Source organism: Tenacibaculum mesophilum, assembly GCF_003867075.1.
Classification (GTDB): domain Bacteria; phylum Bacteroidota; class Bacteroidia; order Flavobacteriales; family Flavobacteriaceae; genus Polaribacter; species Polaribacter mesophilus.
The window spans coordinates 2729546-2746903 of the sequence record NZ_CP032544.1 but is presented as its reverse complement, the minus strand read 5'-3'; the positions used below and the strand labels follow the sequence as shown (position 1 = coordinate 2746903).

The window sequence follows — 17358 nt, the reverse complement described above, 5'->3', positions numbered from 1 at the left end:
AAAAAACATACCAGTTAGTATGTTTTTGTTTTATCTTTGCTTTGTTCTAAAAAACAAGCAATGCAAATACATAATAATTATAGTCCATCTGTACTCAACAGAAAAGAAATCCAACAGTTTAAAAAGCTTTTAATTACCTCAAAATTAAAAGAGAGTTTCACTAAAACATTATATAAAATCGGTATTAAATCTAAAATAAAGTTTGATCTTGATACTATAAAAATTCCTGACTCTAAGCTATCTAAACTAGCTTTAGAAGAAGCAAATGATTTATGTAACCCTATATTACTTTACCATTCTTATAGAACCTTTTTTTGGTCTGCTGGTATTGCTCTTTCAGAAAAACTACACTATGATGAAGAGTCACTATTTGTTTCCTCAATACTACATGATATTGGTTTAACAGATACCCACAACCATGTGTGCAGTAAACAATGTTTTGCCAATTACGGAGGCTCTTTCGCAAATGAATTTGTGAAGAAAAACGATAGTGAAGATAAAGCTTCCACTATTAAAACTGCTATTGATATGCACTTATACCCTACTGTCGACAAGAAGAAGTTTGGTAACGAAGCTTACCTACTTTCAAAAGGTGCAGCTATGGATGTAATTGGTTCACACTATTTTCAAGTTCCAACTTCTTTTATTAAAGAAGTTCATAAAACATATCATAGAAATGGTTTTAAGGAAGATATTATTGAAACTATGGAAACATTAAACCATAAAGAAAATACTAGAGCCGATATTTTATATAAAATGGGATTTGCCTCTATGGCTTCAAAAAATATTTTAGATTCTAAAAAATTTATTTTTTAGAGGTAAACTTAGCTTCCCTCTTAGTCTTATATACCTCTTCGATGGTTGGATTTTGAGGGCAGCTTTTTATTTGCTCAAACTTATCACCTGATTTTACATAACCTGTTTGCAATATTTTAAAGTAAACTCCTGGTATGTTTTGTTGCCAAAATTGTTTTACGATTTTCATATCATTAAAACGCACTCCTAGCTTCATGCATGGTTGACGTGGTTTAGTTACTTCAATAATAACCTCTCCTACTTTAAAAGTATCTCCCACGTGCAATTGACTTTCCTCTAAATCTGAAACAGTCAGATTTTCACCAAACATTCCATGTTTCCAATCTAAACTTGGGTATAACTCTTTCCAATATGCATAATGCTTCTCTGAATAGGCATACACTGCTTGATCTATTCCTCCATGATATTCTCTATCACAAATAGCATCATCTTTTACTTTTTCAACATCTAAAAAGATAGGTTTCTCAACAGGAAACTTAAAAATACCTGTAGTAACGGTTTTCCCTTTCCAATCGATTTCTTTTCTTTCTCCTATGTTGGTGGCTACAATTTTCATTTTACTTCTTTATTCAATTAAAAAATTCTGCAATACATCCGCAATTTTTCGGTTATCTGATAATTGTGGAATCTTATTCTGACCTCCAAACTTTCCTATGGATTTCATATATTCATGGAAACCTCCTTTTTTCACTTTTCTAATGATAAGAGGACGTAAAATTTTGCCTTCAATTAAATCGAAGTAATATACATTTTGCTCTTGCATAGAAGCATCAATTTTAGATGCTAACTCATCCAAATTCTCAGGTTCATTTTCAAACTCAATAAACCACTCATGATATGGTAATCCACTTTCAGGATTTACTTGCGGAGCTACTGTAAACTCGCTTACATTCACATCAGTTCCTTTTATAGCATCATTCAACGCTTTTTCTACCTCTTTCCCTATTACATGCTCACCAAAAGCAGAGATAAAGTGTTTTATACGTCCTGTTACTTTTATTCTGTAGGGTTTTAAAGAAGTAAATTCTACAGTATCACCAATATTATACCCCCATAAACCCGCCGAGGTGTTTAAAATAATAACATAATTCACCCCTAATTGAACGTCTTTTAATGATATTCTTGTTGGATTCTCATCAAAAAATTCATTTGCTGGAATAAATTCATAAAACATTCCTGAGTTTAACTGCAATAACATTCCTTTTTCGGTTTGAGAGTCTTGATATGCAATAAACCCTTCAGATGCTGGATACAATTCTACATAGTCTATTTTTTTCCCAATTAACGCTTCAAACTTGTTCTTGTATGGCTCAAAATTTACACCTCCATACACAAAGAAATTGAAGTTTGGAAAAATTTCAGAAACTGTCTTTCCAGTTTTCTCAATCAGTCGTTCAAAATACATTTGTACCCATGATGGAATTCCGCTAATTACCGACATGTTTTCTGGCAAGGTTTCTTCAACTACTTTATCTACTTTGGTATCCCAATCTTCAATACAGTTGGTTTCCCAACTTGGTAAACGATTTTTTAAGAGATAATTTGGAACATAATGCGCTGCTATTCCACTTAACCGCCCTAGTTTCACGCCGTTTTTATCTTCTAAAACTGGACTTCCCTGTAAAAAAATCATCTTCCCATCAACAAAGCTAGCATCGTTTGTTTCTGTGATATAAAACAACAAAGCATTTCGAGCTGCTTTAATATGTGTGGGCATAGATTCTTTACTTATAGGAATATATTTGGCTCCTGAAGTAGTTCCTGAAGTTTTGGCAAAATACAAGGGCTTTCCTTTCCACAAAACATTCTCTTCTCCTGCTACAACTCTATCTACATAACTACGTAAACCTTCATAGTCGTTAATAGGCACTCTTTTTTTAAAGTCTTCGTAATTGTTGATTGATACAAAATCATGATCTTTTCCAAATGCTGTTTTACATCCTTCTGTAACCAAATATTGAAAAACTTTTTCTTGTGTTTTATGTGGGTTGTTTGCCCATTTATATACTTGTTTACGGACAATTTTTGCAAATGGAATTGCTAATATTGATTTTATACTCATGTTCTTTTTCTATTTACTGAAAATCTATATAGTTTGTTGGGTTAACAGGAAATCCATTATTCCACAACTCAAAATGTAAATGAGGTCCGGTAGTTAATTCTCCTGTGGAACCTACACTTGCTATTGCTTCTCCAGACTTTACGACGTCTCCTTGTTGTTTTAACAAAGTTCCGTTATGTTTATATACTGATATAAATTCGTTAGAATGTTGTATCGTTATTACATACCCTGTTTCTGCTGTCCATTCTGCTAAAATAACTGTACCGTCTGCTACGGCTTTTACAGGCGTGCCAGTTTTAGCTACAATATCGATCGCATAATGTTTGTCATTAACGTCGAACGGTTGTGATATGTTTCCTGTTAAAGGTGAAAAGAATACATTTTTAACTCTATTTGCCCCTCCGTTATGCAAAGGAAATAAGTCTTTGCTCTCTACTTTTTCTCTAAATAAAGAATCCTCCTTTGATGCTTGTAATTTACTTTCATCAAAAGCTATTGTTTTCATTTCTTTAGTTATGGAGTCTATCTTTTCGGGCTCAATTTGACCTGTTAAAACTGGCTTTAAAGCTTTAGTGTAACTTTCAATAACTGACAGTCTAGTTTTTAAAGAATCTGCTTCGTATGTTAATCTGGTAGCTTTTCTTTTTAAGGCTGTTGATGAATACCCTGGTATATATTCACGTATACCCGTAAAAGCAATTAACAAAGTGGTGAGTACTATAAGAAGTATAGAAAACACTCCTCCAAATACAAAAACATTTAATCGTGATAGCTTTAAAGAAAATCGTTCTTGAAACGTATCTTCATTAATTATTACTAGACGATACTTATCGGTAAGTTTCTGTTTAAGTTTTCGTTTTTTTTTATTTTTTGCCACGTTTTATACTTGTTTGGATTTCAAATATACAACGAAAAAACGGCGAAACTATTTTTTATAAAAATTCATCTCATCAATATACTTCCAAACCTTTTGAGACAACAAAGGTTTACAGTTTTTTTCTTCTTTTATGGCTTTGCGAATCATGGTTGAAGAAATTTCTATTATTGGAGCTTCAACTCTATGAATTTTTTTGTGATTTTTAAACTGGCTTTCAACAATTCCTTCAGAAACCCTAGGGTAAACATAAATATTATAATCTTCTAAAATTGCCTCATAGTTTTTCCATTTATGCAAACTTTTTAGGTTGTCTTCTCCCATAATTAGGCTAAAGTTATAACTAGGGTGTTTTTCAGAAATATGTGCTAAGGTATTTATAGTATAATTTGGTTGAGGAAGCCTAAACTCTATATCTGATGGTTGAATCTTCTCATATTCTTCTGTAGCAAAATATACCATATCTAAACGATGATGGTTATCTAACAGTGAGCTTTTCTTTTTAAAAGGGTTATGAGGCGTAACCACCATCCAAATTTCATCTAAATCAGAATACTCAACCATATGATTGGCTATAATTAAATGCCCTATATGAATTGGATTAAAAGTTCCGAAGTATAATCCGATGTTTTTCATATTTATAGATACTAGACTTATTCTTTATCCGTTTTTCACTTTCTTTTTTATTCCTAAAAAATCATCTACTAAATCTTCCGCTTCTTGTAATGCTACAGGTAAGTCGTAGTTTTTAATGATTTTATCAAACTGTGGTGCTGTTGCTAATTCTACCGAAGCTTTAGCAATACGCATGTTAATCTTGTCTTCGCTTTCGGTACTTCTTTTCTTTAAACGAATTTTTAGCTCATCAACACTTGGTGGCTTTACAAACACAGCTAAGGTTTCTTCTGGAAATTTCTTCTTAATACGTAAACCTCCAACAACATCAATATCAAAAATTACATGTTTTCCTTGCGCCCAAATTCGTTCAACTTCTGTTTTTAACGTTCCATAAAAGTTATCACGATACACTTCTTCCCACTCTAAAAACTCGTCATTTTTTATTTTTTGCTTGAATTCTTTTGCAGAGATAAAATAATAATCTTTTCCATCAACTTCTTCTCCTCTTGGAGCTCTTGAAGTAGCTGAGATTGAAAACTCCAAATTAAAACGTTCTTTTGCCAACAAATGACGTACAATAGTAGTTTTACCTGAACCTGATGGTGCTGAAAACACAAATAATTTCCCTTTAAACTCTTTCGACATTTTTATAAAACGTTTAAAATTTGTTCTTTTATTTTTTCTAACTCGTCTTTCATTTGGATGACTAATTTTTGCATTGGTGCAAAATTAGCTTTTGATCCTGTTGTGTTGATTTCTCTTCCGATTTCTTGTACGATAAATCCTAATTTTTTTCCATTGGAATCTTCTGTTGCTAATTGCTGTAAAAAATACTCTAAGTGATTAGCTAAACGTACTTTTTCTTCGTTAATATCTAACTTTTCTAAATAATAAATCAGCTCTTGTTCAAAACGATTTTCATCAACCTCAACTTTTAAATCTGTTAATGCTTTTTGTAAGCGTTCTTTAACATGCTCTATTCTATCACCATCTAACTTTTTAACTTCTTCTAAAGCAGATTGAATATTTAGTATTCTTGTTTTAAAATCTTCTTCTAACGATTTTGCTTCGTCAGTTCTATATTGAATAATTTCTTTTAAAGCTTCGTCAATATGAGTATCTATTTGCTTCCACTCTTCTTCATCTAACTCTTCACGCTCTGTTTTTAAAGCATCTGGCATTCTAACAGCCATTTTCATTAACTCAACATCATCTGAAGTTCCTACTTGAGTTACATTTCTTAATTGCTGCATGTACTCTCGTACCACACCTGTATTCACCGTAGTTGAAGTTTCATCTGCAGTCATTTCCACATAAATAGAAAAATCCACTTTACCTCTTACCAAGTTACTTGCTAGTTTTTTTCGAACATTGAGTTCTTTTTCTCTGTAATATGAAGGAATTCTAGTATTTAAATCTAAGTTTTTACTGTTTAAAGATTTAATTTCGATTGTTACTTTTTTAGAGGGTAAATGTAGTACGGATTTACCGTAACCCGTCATTGACTGTATCATAACTTCGGTTTAATAATCCGCAAAGATACGTTTATTTATTGGGAGTTTCTGTTGGACGTTTGGTTACCAAAAATACTCCTAAAAAGATTAATAATGCAGCTCCTATTTTAACCAAATCTAAATGATCACTACCTACAATCAATGCGTAAATAGCTGCTACCACAGGTTGTAAATACATAAAAACACTTACTGTGGTTGGTTTTAATTTTGATAATGCAAATAAGTTAAACAAGTAAGTAATACAAGTAGTGAATAATACTACAAAACCTACTTTTAAGAAAATTGAAACAGGCATTGTTTGCCACTGTACCTCTAACAGTTCAGAAAAACCAAAAGGTAGTACCATTATCAATCCAAAAAGATATAACCACTTAACAAAAACAATAGGGTTGTATTTTGCTATTAGTTTTTTTACAACCACCAAATACATACCATACGATGCTGCATTAATGAATACTAAAAAGTTTCCTAGCACCATATTAGTTGCATCTCCTTTAAGTGGATTCCCGTAAGCTATTAAAATTATGGCTCCTACCATACCAACTATAACTCCTGCTATTTTTCTTAAAACTAATTTCTCTTTTAAAAGAATACTAGCAAAAATTAATACTAAAATAGGAGTAGTTACCATCATAACTGATGCATTGATTGGTGTGGTATAACTTAACCCTTTAAAAAACGTAAGCATATTGAAAGCAATGCCAAAAAAAGCTGCCATCGCTACTTTTTTATAATCTGCTTTCTCAATAGATGGTGCTTTTACAAAAAGTCCTAACAGCCAAAAAATCATAGTAGCCCCACCAACACGAAGCAATATAAAACCAAATGGTTGAATATATCCCTCCATCACTTCTTTAGCTACTGTAAATGTAACCCCGTAAATAAGTGTTGCGATTGAAGCTGCTGTAAGTGCTAACGCTCTTTGATTCATTTTTATGGTTTTAAAAACAGGTGCAAATATGATGATAATTTTATTCTTTTTTACTACTATTTTACCTCATACCAATCTTTAAATATCATTTTTACTTAAACTAAAAAAGCACTGCAAATGCAGTGCTTTTCCTTTGGCTGATTAACTTTTGATTAGTCCACTAAAGGTGGTATTCTTAATACTTGTCCTGGATAAATTTTATCAGGGTGTGTTAACATTGGTTTATTTGCTTCGAAAATTACTGGATACTTCATAGCATCTCCATAAAATTCTTTTGCAATTTTACTTAATGAGTCTCCACTTACTACAGTGTGAAATTGTGCCATAGCAGCTTCTTCGATAACTTCAACTTCTTTAACGGTCATATTGTCTTCTACAGAAGCAATCCCCTCCGTATTACCCACTACTAAAACTACTTTTTCTTTAGTAGCTAAATCTGCTGCTTCTCCTGTTACTGTGGCCTTATCATCTTCCACATTAACAGCTAAGTTTTCAACAGAAAGCTCTAATTTATTTACTGCATCTACTAATTTTGCAGCTTTCTCTGTAGCTTCTTCTTCAGTTGTTTTCCCGATACCGAATACTTTTGCCCCGGCATTTTTAATAAATGAAAAAATTCCCATTCTCTTTTTTGATTTTTTGTTAATATTCTTTTTACTGTCTGACTAAGATACAATTTTTATACCAAAATTCGTATTCCAAAATAATTAAAAAAAAGCCTCTTTAGAACTAAAAAAGCACCCAAACATGGATGCTTAACCTATTATATCTTGTTCTCCTCTACTCTTTATTAAAAGAATTCCAACCTTGTGCTTTTAATTCAATTTCTTGGTTTGCACGTGTTACTAAGTTTATTCCTTCATTTTCTTCAGTAATATGACCTATAACTGTTAAATTAGGATTTCCTTTTATCTTATCATAATCAGCAATAGAAACCGTAAATAACAACTCATAATCTTCTCCTCCACTTAAAGCTATCATCGTACTATCCATATTAAATTCTTCAGAAGTAGAAATAACCTGTGGATCTAATGGTAATTTATCTTCATATATTTTACATCCTGTTTTACTTTGCGTACAGATATGCATAATTTCAGAAGATAATCCATCAGAAATATCAATCATCGAAGTTGGCTTTACCTCTAATTCTTCTAATAACTTAGGAATGTCTTTACGTGCTTCTGGTTTTAATTGACGTTCGATTATATAAGTATACTTGTCCAAATCTGGCTGATTTTGAGGATTTACTTGAAACACTTGTTTTTCACGTTCTAATACTTGTAACCCTAAATATGCTCCTCCTAAATCTCCCGAAACTACAATTAAGTCAGTAGGTTTAGCCCCATTTCTATAAACAATTTTCTCTTTATTAGCAGTACCAATAGCTGTAACAGAAATTAATATTCCTCTTGTTGAAGATGTAGTATCTCCTCCCACTAAGTCTACCTTATATGTATCGCATGCTAGTTGTATTCCTGCATATAATTCCTCAATAGCTTCTAACGGAAAACGATTAGATACAGCGATAGATACGGTTATTTGTTCCGCATTAGCATTCATTGCATAAACATCTGATAAATTAACCATTACCGCTTTGTACCCTAAATGCTTTAAAGGCATATAACTTAAGTCAAAATGCACTCCTTCAACCAATAAATCAGTTGTAATTACAGTTTCTTTGTCCGATGTATTAATCACAGCTGCATCATCCCCAACTCCTTTCACAGTTGAAGAATGATACATTTTAAAATGTTTTGTTAAATGGTTTATTAACCCAAACTCTCCTAGCTCAGCTAACGAAGTTCTTTCTTGATTTTTATCTTCTAACATACTGCAAAGATAACGACTAACAAACAAAAAGAAGTATTCTGCTTAAGCTAATCTATACAAAATAAAAATAGGGTTTTGCTATTTTTATATGTTATATAAATAGTTAATTACTTAATTTAGTGATTTTAAACCCCAATTTATGGAAAACTTTAAAACCTTATTCGTTTTAGTTGGAATGCTGTTTTTAGCTTCTTGCACATCCTCTTCTAGCGAAACTCCAATAAAAACCAATAAAACTGCGTGCTCTAATGGAAAAGCAGGAATTTATTCTTGTGATGGCTATGATTTACTATTAAACATACCTCTAAGCACATTTGATGCTGTTAGCGGAAGTGACTGTTGGGGATGGACAGATCCAACAACCAACAAAGAATACGCTATTATGTGTGTAGATAATGGAACTACTTTTGTTGATATTACCGATACAGAAAACCCTATTTATTTAGGCAAACTTCCAACTGCAACTACGAGTAAAAGTTGGTGGGATGTGAAGGTATATAACAACCATGCTTTTATTGTTAGTGAGGCTACAAATCATGGTATGCAAGTATTTGACTTAACAAAACTTAGAAATATTACAAACCCTCCAAAAACGTTTGTAGCTGACAAGCATTTTACTGGTTTTGGTAGCGCACACAACATTGTTATTAATGAAAATTCAGGATACGCATACCCTGTGGGTACAAATAGATCTGGAACATATAGAGGAGGTCCTTTATTTATCAATATACAAAATCCTCTAAATCCAATAAATGAAGGTGGATGGGGAATGGACAATTATAGTCATGATGCACAAGTGGTAACCTACAATGGACCAGACACAAATTACATAGGTAAAGAAATACTAATAGGAAGTAATGAAAATGAGGTCGTAATTGTTGACATTACTGATAAAGCAAACCCTGTAAACATTTCTAAAGTTTCATATGCAAACGTTGGTTATACACATCAAGGTTGGTTTACTGAAAATCAAAAATATTTTATTTTAGGAGACGAGTTAGATGAACAAAATTTCGGTCACAATACAAGGACTATTGTTTTTGATTTTTCTGATTTAGAGAACCCTAAACAACACTTTATATACACAGGACCTACTTCGGCAATTGATCATAATGGATATATTAAAGGAAGTACTTTTTATTTAGCAAACTATAATGCTGGTGTACGTTTTATTGACATTTCAAATATAGAGAGTAAAACTATTACCGAAACAAATTTCTTTGATACACACCCTGAAAATGATAATGCTGATTTTAATGGTGTTTGGAGCGTATACCCCTACTTTAAAAGCGGAAAAATTGTGGTAAGCGACATTAATAGAGGTTTATTTATCCTTAAAAAACAATAAATGCTTAAAAAACTCCCATTATTAATTTTCTTATTAATTATTTACAGCTGTAATAAAGATGATGGTATACAACTTAATTCTACAACCAAAATCCCTAAAGTTAGTTTGGTTCAAACTTTGGGCGGTTCTATAAATGAAAGCGGTAGAAGTGTAATTAGCACTACTGATGGAGGCTATATTATAGCTGGTTATACTCAAAGTATTGATGGAGATATAGAAACCACTAAAAATATAATTCAATACGACTTTTGGATTTTAAAGTTTGACTCCAATGATAACCTTATATGGCAAAAAACCTATGGCGGTTCAAAAGATGACAAAGCATCTAAAATTATTAAAACAAAAGATAATGGTTTTGCTATTGTAGGTTACGGAAAAAGTGATGATGGAGATGTAAATACAAACGAAGGGTTTGATGACGTTTGGGTATTAAAACTAGACAACAACGGCACAATAGTATGGAAAAAAACTACTGGTTTTTCTGGAGCTGACCAAGGTTTTTCAATTATTCAGACTTCTGATGGAGGTTATTTTGTTGGAAGTATTCTAGATGTTACAGCATCTGGAGGCTTAGGTAATTCAAAACAAGCAGCCAAACATGCCGGTGGAGACTATTGGGGAGTTAAACTCAATATTAACGGAGATATTGAATGGAGAAAATACTTTGGAGGCACAAATACTGATACTTGTTACGACGTAGCAGAAGCAGCTGACGGCTATTTATTAATTGGTTCTTCAGACAGTAATGATGTAGATATAAAAAACAACAAGGGCTCTTATGACTTTTGGGTTGTTAAGATTAATAAAAGTGGAAATTTATTTTGGGAAAAATCTTTTGGTGGTACAGAAATTGATGAAGCTAGAGCAATAACAAAAACCAATGATGGAAACTTCATTATAGTAGGAGATACACGTAGCTTTAATCAAGACATTTCTCAAAACAATGGTGGTGCCGATTTATGGGTTGTAAAAATAACAAGTCAAGGAGCATTGCTTTGGCAAAAGAACTATGGCGGTTCGAGTTTTGATGTTGGCAGATCGATTAAAAAAACATTGAACGGAGATTTTTTAATCTCTGGAAGTTCAAGAAGCGCTGACAACAATTTCATCAATAAAGGTCAAAATGACGCATTGATTATGAAAATTGATACAGATGGAAATCTATTATGGCAAAAAACCGTTGGAGGAACAGAAATAGATTTTTGCTACGATGCTGTAGAATTAACAAATGGTAGTATTATAGCTGTAGGCGATAGTAGCAGCAATAACCAAGATATAACAACAAACAAGGGGTTTTCAGACCTACTAATTATCAAACTAAAATAATAAATGAAATACTTTTTAACTTTTTCCCTTAGTCTATTACTATTTTCTTGTAGCTCAGATAATGATGAACCTATCAAAGAAGTTTCAGTAAAACTAAAATTTAGTCAAAATTGGGATGGTACTTTAATTGAAAAATCTGACTTAGAAAGCACTGAATTCACTAATAAAAAAGGAAGTAAACTCTCTATAAGCAGATTACGCTATTTAATCTCACGTATTAGCCTTGTTAATGGTGCAGGAGATACAACTAAATTTGACAGTTACAAACTAATTGACCTAAGTAAACCAGACAGTTTAACCTACGCTCTTTCTAAAAAAATATCAGAAGGAAGCTATAAACTACTTTTTACCTTCGGTTTTAATAATAGTAACAATTTAAGTGGAACATATCCAGATTTAAACTCTGCTGATTGGAATGTACCAGATATGATGGGAGGAGGATACCACTTTATGCAATTAGACGGTAAATACAAAGACACCTTAGGGGTAGAAAACCCATATAATTTTCATGCTGTAAGAGCTTATGACAAAGAAAAAGATTCTATTTTAGATACTTCTTTTGGAATTGAAACTGGCTCTATCCTCTTAAAAAACAATGCTACAATAGAAATTAAAATGAATGTAGCTGGATGGTTTAAAAGCCCTAATGACTGGGATTTAACCAAAAAAAGTGTTGACTTAATGATGGATTTTGAAGCTCAGAAAGAAATTTCTGAAAATGGGAAAAGTGGTGTATTTAGTTTAGGAAATATTTCTCAATAATAATGATGCTAAAAAGTATATATCTTTCTTTTCTACTGTTTCTTTTACTTAGTTGTTCTTCTAAAGGAGAAGAAGAAAGTATATATACTCCTGTTCCTACCAGTTTAGAAATCCCTAAATTATTTCAACAAAAATTAATAGCTCCTGTTATTCCAGCTAACAATCCTCTAACAAAAGAAGGAATAGCTTTGGGTAAAAAATTGTTTTTTGACCCTATTTTATCAAAAGACAACACACAATCTTGCGCTAGTTGTCACGACCCTAAAAATGCTTTTACCGATGACACTCGTTTTAGTGAAGGAGTCGATGGTAAATTCGGAACGCGAAACTCAATGCCGCTATTTAATTTAGCTTGGAATTTTGATGAACGTTTTATGTGGGACGGAAAAGAACTCAGTATTGAACGTCAAGTATTCTCTCCTGTTCGTAATCCAATTGAAATGCACAGTGATTGGAAAAATGTAACTAAAAAACTACAAGAACACGCTGAATACCCGACCCTTTTTCAACGAGCTTTTGGAGCATCAAAAATAGACTCAACATTAGTTACCAAGGCAATCGCTCAGTTTGAAAGAACTCTAATTTCTGGAAATTCAAAATTTGACCAACACCTTTTAGGTAAAGTAGAGTTAACTCCTGAAGAACAAAATGGGTTTAATGTGTTTATGGACGAAACTAGAGGAGACTGTTTTCATTGTCATGGAAGCGACAACAACCCTTTATGGACAGATAACAAATTCCACAACAACGGTTTAGATGAAAATTTTACCGATTTAGGATTAGGCACCGTTACAGGTGACCCTAATGATAACGGAAAGTTTAGAAGCCCCTCTCTACGAAATTTAAAATTTTCCGCTCCTTACATGCACGATGGACGGTTTACTACTTTAGAAGAAGTTATAAACCATTATTCTGAAGGTTTAAAATTATCTTCTACAATAGATCCCTTAATGAAGAAAGCCAATCAAGGAGGAGTACAACTCTCAGATAAAGATAAAGCAGACTTAAAAGCTTTTTTGCTAACCCTTTCTGATGATGATTTTGTAAATAATACTGATTTCAAACAATAATCTTCTAACAATCAACCTGTAGATTTAAAGTATAAACAATTTTTATTGCTTAATAACTATATTCATTTCAAAAAATGATATAAATCATATTTTGTCATTATCTTTGCAGTCACTTAGATTTAATCTATTTAAAACGATGATAAAAGTTTCAGACACAGCAAAAAAGAAAGTCATTGAACTAATGACTGATGACGGATTTGACACTACAACTGACTTTGTTCGTGTTGGGGTAAAAAGTGGCGGTTGTTCAGGATTATCATACGACTTAACTTTTGACAAAACCCAACAGGAAAACGACAAGGTTTTTGAAGACAACGATGTAAAAATTATTGTTGATAAAAAGAGTTTTTTATACCTAGTTGGAACAACTTTAGAATATTCTGGAGGTTTAAACGGTAAAGGATTCGTATTTAACAATCCTAATGCTAACAGAACTTGTGGTTGCGGAGAGAGTTTCTCTTTATAAACCTATACATCACAAAAAGAATACAAAAAACTGATGAGTAAATACACCGAGGACGATTTAAGAGAAGAATTAAAAACCAAAGAGTACGAATATGGTTTTTATACTGATATTGAAAGTGAAAAGTTTCCTAATGGAATAAACGAAGATATCGTTCGTGCCATTTCTAAAAAGAAAAATGAGCCAGAATGGATGACTGAATGGCGTTTAGAAGCTTTTAGAATTTGGGAACAAATGGAAGAACCAGAGTGGGCTAATGTTACCTACAAAAAACCAAGTTTTCAAGATATTTCTTACTACTCAGCTCCTAAACAAAAACCTAAATTAAATAGTTTAGATGAGGTAGACCCTGATTTATTAGCAACTTTTGAAAAATTAGGAATTTCTTTAGAAGAACAAAAAAGGTTAGCAAATGTAGCTGTTGATATTGTAATGGATTCTGTTTCTGTTGCTACTACTTTTAAAGAAACCTTAGCTGAAAAAGGAATTATTTTTATGCCAATTTCTGAAGCTATTCAAGAGCATCCAGAATTAGTACGAAAATATATTGGTTCTGTTGTACCACCAACTGACAACTTTTACGCTGCGTTAAACTCGGCTGTATTTTCAGATGGATCTTTTTGTTATATTCCAAAAGGAGTTCGTTGTCCAATGGAATTATCTACTTACTTCCGTATTAACGAAGGAGGAACAGGACAGTTTGAGCGTACGTTAGTAGTTGCTGATGAAAGTAGTTACGTTTCTTACTTAGAAGGATGTACTGCTCCACAACGTGATGAAAATCAATTACACGCAGCAGTTGTTGAGCTTATTGCTTTAGACGATGCTGAAATAAAATATTCAACAGTTCAAAACTGGTTTCCTGGAGACTCAGAAGGTAAAGGAGGAGTATATAACTTTGTTACCAAAAGAGGTTTGTGCGAAACCAATGCTAAAATTTCTTGGACGCAAGTTGAAACAGGGTCAGCAATTACATGGAAGTACCCAAGTTGTATTTTAAAAGGAAATAATTCTGTAGGTGAATTTTATTCAATTGCTGTAACAAACAATCATCAACAAGCCGATACGGGCACTAAGATGATTCACTTAGGAAAGAATACCAAATCAACTATTATATCAAAAGGAATTTCAGCAGGTAAGTCGCAAAACAGTTATCGTGGTTTAGTTCAAATAAATTCAAGAGCAGAAAATGCACGTAACTTCTCTCAATGTGATTCTTTATTAATGGGTAATGAGTGTGGTGCTCATACTTTTCCTTATATCGAAGCTAAAAATAAATCGGCTCAAATAGAACACGAAGCTACTACTAGTAAAATTGGTGAAGATCAATTATTTTACTGTAATCAACGTGGTATTGATACTGAAAAAGCTATTGCATTAATTGTTAATGGGTTTAGTAAAGAAGTATTAAATAAGCTTCCAATGGAATTTGCTGTAGAAGCTCAAAAATTATTAGAAATTTCGTTAGAAGGTTCTGTAGGATAATTAACCTAATGTGTTAATTATAAACACAACAATTATTAAAAATTAAACGTACGCTTATAGTCAACAGCTTAAAGCCAATAGTATAAGAACAATGTTAAAAATAGAAAACTTACACGCACAGGTAGAAGACAAAGATATTCTTAAAGGAATTAACTTAGAAGTAAAAGCAGGAGAGGTTCATGCAATTATGGGACCAAACGGTGCAGGTAAAAGTACCTTATCATCTGTAATTGCCGGTAATGAAACTTACGAAGTAACTTCTGGTTCTATTGAATTAGAAGGAGAAGATATTAGCGAATTAGCTCCTGAAGAAAGAGCCCATGCTGGTGTATTCTTATCATTCCAATACCCTGTAGAAATACCTGGTGTTACTGTTACAAACTTTATTAAAACAGCCATTAACGAATCTCGAAAAGCCCAAGGTTTAGAAGAAATGCCTGCTAAAGATATGCTTAAAAAGATTCGTGAGAAATCAGAATTATTAGAAATCGATCGTAAATTCTTATCTCGTTCTTTAAACGAAGGATTTTCAGGAGGTGAGAAAAAACGTAATGAGATTTTCCAAATGGCTATGTTAGAACCTAAATTAGCTATTTTAGATGAAACTGATTCTGGTTTAGATATTGATGCTTTACGTATTGTGGCTAATGGAGTTAATAAGTTAAAATCTAAAGATAACGCTGTAGTAGTTATTACCCACTATCAACGTTTATTAGAATATATCGTTCCTGATTATGTACACGTTTTACATGATGGAAAAATTGTTAAAACTGGAGATGCTTCTCTTGCTTTAGAGCTTGAAGAAAAAGGATACGATTGGATTAAAGCAGAGGTAAATAGTTAAAAAGTTGAAAAGTAAAAAGCGAAAATTTGCTCATAAGATAAGCCACTTTTCAGTTTTACAAACTTTTATACTTTATAAACTTTACAACTAAAAACAATGGAGTTGAGAGAAAAAATATTATCATCATACGTAGCTTTTGAAGACAATGTAAATATTAATTCAGATTTACATGAAATAAGAACAAAAGCACTACAAAATTTTGAAAAATTAGGCTTTCCTACAAAAAAATTAGAAGCTTGGAAATACACTTCTTTAAATTCAGTTTTAAAAGAAGATTATAGTATTTTTCCTGATAGAGATGCTTCTGTAGAGTTTGCTGATGTAAAAAAATACTTCATTCATGAAATAGATAGCTATAAAATAGTTTTTGTGGATGGTAAATACAGTTCTTTTTTATCAACTACTACTCATGATGGAAAAGATATTTGTTTATTATCTGCTGCTTTTTCTAAAGAAAAGTATAAGCCTATTATTGAAAAATATTTTAACAAAATTGCTAAACAAGACAATTTAACGTCTTTAAATACAGCTTTTGCTACAGAAGGTGCATTCATTCACATCCCAAAGAATGTTGAAGTTGAAAAACCTATTCAGATAATTAATTTTACTACAGGTAAAGAACATGCAACCATGTTACAGCCTCGTAACTTAATTATTGTAGAGCAAAATGCACATGTTCAAATTATAGAACGTCATCAAAACCTTAACAATAATGCTGTATTAACAAATGCCGTAACTGAGATTTATACAGATACACATGCTACAGTAGATTATTACAAGATTCAGAATGACAATAATGATGCTTCTTTAGTTGATAATACATATATCGAGCAACAGAAAGAAAGTACATGCTCTGTACATACTTTTTCTTTTGGTGGCAATATTACTAGAAACAACTTAAACTTCTACCAAAAAGGAGAATATATTAACTCTATTTTAAAAGGAATTACCATTATTGAGGGGAAACAACACGTTGACCATCATACCTTGGTAAACCATATAGAGCCTAACTGTGAAAGTCACCAAGACTATAAAGGTATTTATACCGATCGTTCTACTGGTGTGTTTAATGGTAAAGTTATTGTTGAGAAAGAAGCTCAAAAAACAAATGCTTACCAACAAAACAACAATGTTTTAATAAGTGATAAAGCAACTATAAATGCTAAACCTCAATTAGAAATTTTTGCTGATGATGTAAAATGCTCTCATGGTTGTACCATAGGTCAATTAGACGATCAAGCTTTATTTTATATGCAGCAAAGAGGTATTCCAAAGAAAGAAGCAAAAGCTTTACTTATGTACGCCTTTGCAAATACTGTTTTAGAGAGTGTTAAAATACCAGAGGTTAAAAAAAGAATTACCAAATTAATTGCCAACAAATTAGGGGTTAATATTGGTTTTGAACTATAAAACAA

At 32.1% G+C, this 17358-nt stretch carries 18 protein-coding genes; 9 read left to right on the top strand and 9 right to left on the bottom strand.

Translation table 11 applies throughout. The features are described 5' to 3' along the window. The first annotated feature begins 60 nt into the window (after positions 1-60). Complete coding sequence (locus D6200_RS12400) at positions 61-816, top strand: HD domain-containing protein (RefSeq protein WP_073182164.1); 756 nt, start codon at positions 61-63, stop codon at positions 814-816. Here the strand turns inward: D6200_RS12400 and D6200_RS12395 are convergent. The 9 genes from D6200_RS12395 to thiL form a co-directional block, all read right to left on the bottom strand. Next, entirely contained in the window at positions 806-1372 is a 567-nt protein-coding gene (locus D6200_RS12395) for an MOSC domain-containing protein (RefSeq protein WP_047789921.1), read from the bottom strand. The two genes, D6200_RS12400 and D6200_RS12395, sit on opposite strands and share 11 nt — an antisense overlap. Positions 1373-1381: 9 nt before the next feature. Next, complete coding sequence (locus D6200_RS12390; RefSeq protein ID WP_073182165.1) at positions 1382-2878, bottom strand: GH3 auxin-responsive promoter family protein; 1497 nt, start codon at positions 2876-2878, stop codon at positions 1382-1384. Between the two features lie 13 nt (positions 2879-2891). Continuing rightward, positions 2892-3755, bottom strand: a complete 864-nt coding sequence (locus D6200_RS12385) for a M23 family metallopeptidase (RefSeq protein ID WP_047789919.1) — start codon at positions 3753-3755, stop codon at positions 2892-2894. A gap of 48 nt (positions 3756-3803) precedes the next feature. Further along, the gene (gene nadD, locus D6200_RS12380; RefSeq protein ID WP_073182166.1) at positions 3804-4388 is read right to left on the bottom strand and encodes a nicotinate (nicotinamide) nucleotide adenylyltransferase; all 585 of its coding nucleotides are present in this window, start codon (positions 4386-4388) and stop codon (positions 3804-3806) included. 24 nt (positions 4389-4412) lie between these two features. Next, positions 4413-5015, bottom strand: a complete 603-nt coding sequence (gene gmk, locus D6200_RS12375; RefSeq protein ID WP_047789917.1) for a guanylate kinase — start codon at positions 5013-5015, stop codon at positions 4413-4415. Positions 5016-5017: 2 nt separating this feature from the next. Then, entirely contained in the window at positions 5018-5884 is an 867-nt protein-coding gene (locus D6200_RS12370) for a YicC/YloC family endoribonuclease (protein WP_231128374.1), read from the bottom strand. A 31-nt stretch (positions 5885-5915) separates the two neighbouring features. After that, positions 5916-6815 carry a DMT family transporter gene (locus tag D6200_RS12365; RefSeq protein ID WP_073182167.1) on the bottom strand — a complete coding sequence of 300 codons (900 nt, stop codon included), beginning with the start codon at positions 6813-6815 and terminating at the stop codon, positions 5916-5918. A gap of 152 nt (positions 6816-6967) precedes the next feature. Then, a complete protein-coding gene (gene lysM / locus D6200_RS12360) occupies positions 6968-7438 on the bottom strand; it encodes a peptidoglycan-binding protein LysM (RefSeq protein ID WP_047789914.1) in 471 nt (156 codons plus the stop codon). 157 nt (positions 7439-7595) lie between these two features. Next, positions 7596-8645 carry a thiamine-phosphate kinase gene (gene thiL, locus D6200_RS12355; protein ID WP_047789913.1) on the bottom strand — a complete coding sequence of 350 codons (1050 nt, stop codon included), beginning with the start codon at positions 8643-8645 and terminating at the stop codon, positions 7596-7598. A 139-nt stretch (positions 8646-8784) separates the two neighbouring features. Between thiL and D6200_RS12350 the strand changes: the two genes are divergently transcribed. From D6200_RS12350 to sufD, 8 genes are all read left to right on the top strand, one after another. Next, entirely contained in the window at positions 8785-9993 is a 1209-nt protein-coding gene (locus D6200_RS12350) for a choice-of-anchor B family protein (protein WP_082118666.1), read from the top strand. Then, positions 9994-11319 carry a hypothetical protein gene (locus tag D6200_RS12345; RefSeq protein ID WP_073182168.1) on the top strand — a complete coding sequence of 442 codons (1326 nt, stop codon included), beginning with the start codon at positions 9994-9996 and terminating at the stop codon, positions 11317-11319. A gap of 3 nt (positions 11320-11322) precedes the next feature. Beyond that, the gene (locus D6200_RS12340) at positions 11323-12081 is read left to right on the top strand and encodes an MbnP family protein (RefSeq protein WP_073182169.1); all 759 of its coding nucleotides are present in this window, start codon (positions 11323-11325) and stop codon (positions 12079-12081) included. A gap of 2 nt (positions 12082-12083) precedes the next feature. Beyond that, a complete protein-coding gene (locus D6200_RS12335; protein WP_073182170.1) occupies positions 12084-13151 on the top strand; it encodes a cytochrome-c peroxidase in 1068 nt (355 codons plus the stop codon). 136 nt (positions 13152-13287) lie between these two features. Then, on the top strand, positions 13288-13617 hold the full coding sequence (locus D6200_RS12330) for a HesB/IscA family protein (protein WP_047789909.1): 330 nt from the start codon (positions 13288-13290) through the stop codon (positions 13615-13617). Between the two features lie 33 nt (positions 13618-13650). After that, complete coding sequence (sufB, locus tag D6200_RS12325) at positions 13651-15099, top strand: Fe-S cluster assembly protein SufB (protein WP_073182171.1); 1449 nt, start codon at positions 13651-13653, stop codon at positions 15097-15099. Positions 15100-15190: 91 nt separating this feature from the next. Further along, a complete protein-coding gene (gene sufC / locus D6200_RS12320; protein ID WP_047789907.1) occupies positions 15191-15943 on the top strand; it encodes a Fe-S cluster assembly ATPase SufC in 753 nt (250 codons plus the stop codon). 96 nt (positions 15944-16039) lie between these two features. After that, a complete protein-coding gene (sufD, locus tag D6200_RS12315; protein ID WP_073182172.1) occupies positions 16040-17353 on the top strand; it encodes a Fe-S cluster assembly protein SufD in 1314 nt (437 codons plus the stop codon). Positions 17354-17358 lie beyond the last annotated feature (5 nt).

Excerpts from the sequence above, each read along its gene's own strand:
- D6200_RS12400 (WP_073182164.1), top strand. The coding sequence starts at position 61 with ATGCAAATACATAATAATTATAGTCCATCTGTACTCAACAGAAAAGAA.
- D6200_RS12395 (WP_047789921.1), bottom strand. The coding sequence starts at position 1,372 with ATGAAAATTGTAGCCACCAACATAGGAGAAAGAAAAGAAATCGATTGG.
- D6200_RS12390 (WP_073182165.1), bottom strand. The coding sequence starts at position 2,878 with ATGAGTATAAAATCAATATTAGCAATTCCATTTGCAAAAATTGTCCGT.
- nadD (WP_073182166.1), bottom strand. The coding sequence starts at position 4,388 with ATGAAAAACATCGGATTATACTTCGGAACTTTTAATCCAATTCATATA.
- gmk (WP_047789917.1), bottom strand. The coding sequence starts at position 5,015 with ATGTCGAAAGAGTTTAAAGGGAAATTATTTGTGTTTTCAGCACCATCA.
- D6200_RS12370 (WP_231128374.1), bottom strand. The coding sequence starts at position 5,884 with ATGATACAGTCAATGACGGGTTACGGTAAATCCGTACTACATTTACCC.
- D6200_RS12365 (WP_073182167.1), bottom strand. The coding sequence starts at position 6,815 with ATGAATCAAAGAGCGTTAGCACTTACAGCAGCTTCAATCGCAACACTT.
- lysM (WP_047789914.1), bottom strand. The coding sequence starts at position 7,438 with ATGGGAATTTTTTCATTTATTAAAAATGCCGGGGCAAAAGTATTCGGT.
- thiL (WP_047789913.1), bottom strand. The coding sequence starts at position 8,645 with ATGTTAGAAGATAAAAATCAAGAAAGAACTTCGTTAGCTGAGCTAGGA.
- D6200_RS12350 (WP_082118666.1), top strand. The coding sequence starts at position 8,785 with ATGGAAAACTTTAAAACCTTATTCGTTTTAGTTGGAATGCTGTTTTTA.
- D6200_RS12345 (WP_073182168.1), top strand. The coding sequence starts at position 9,994 with ATGCTTAAAAAACTCCCATTATTAATTTTCTTATTAATTATTTACAGC.
- D6200_RS12340 (WP_073182169.1), top strand. The coding sequence starts at position 11,323 with ATGAAATACTTTTTAACTTTTTCCCTTAGTCTATTACTATTTTCTTGT.
- D6200_RS12335 (WP_073182170.1), top strand. The coding sequence starts at position 12,084 with ATGATGCTAAAAAGTATATATCTTTCTTTTCTACTGTTTCTTTTACTT.
- D6200_RS12330 (WP_047789909.1), top strand. The coding sequence starts at position 13,288 with ATGATAAAAGTTTCAGACACAGCAAAAAAGAAAGTCATTGAACTAATG.
- sufB (WP_073182171.1), top strand. The coding sequence starts at position 13,651 with ATGAGTAAATACACCGAGGACGATTTAAGAGAAGAATTAAAAACCAAA.
- sufC (WP_047789907.1), top strand. The coding sequence starts at position 15,191 with ATGTTAAAAATAGAAAACTTACACGCACAGGTAGAAGACAAAGATATT.
- sufD (WP_073182172.1), top strand. The coding sequence starts at position 16,040 with ATGGAGTTGAGAGAAAAAATATTATCATCATACGTAGCTTTTGAAGAC.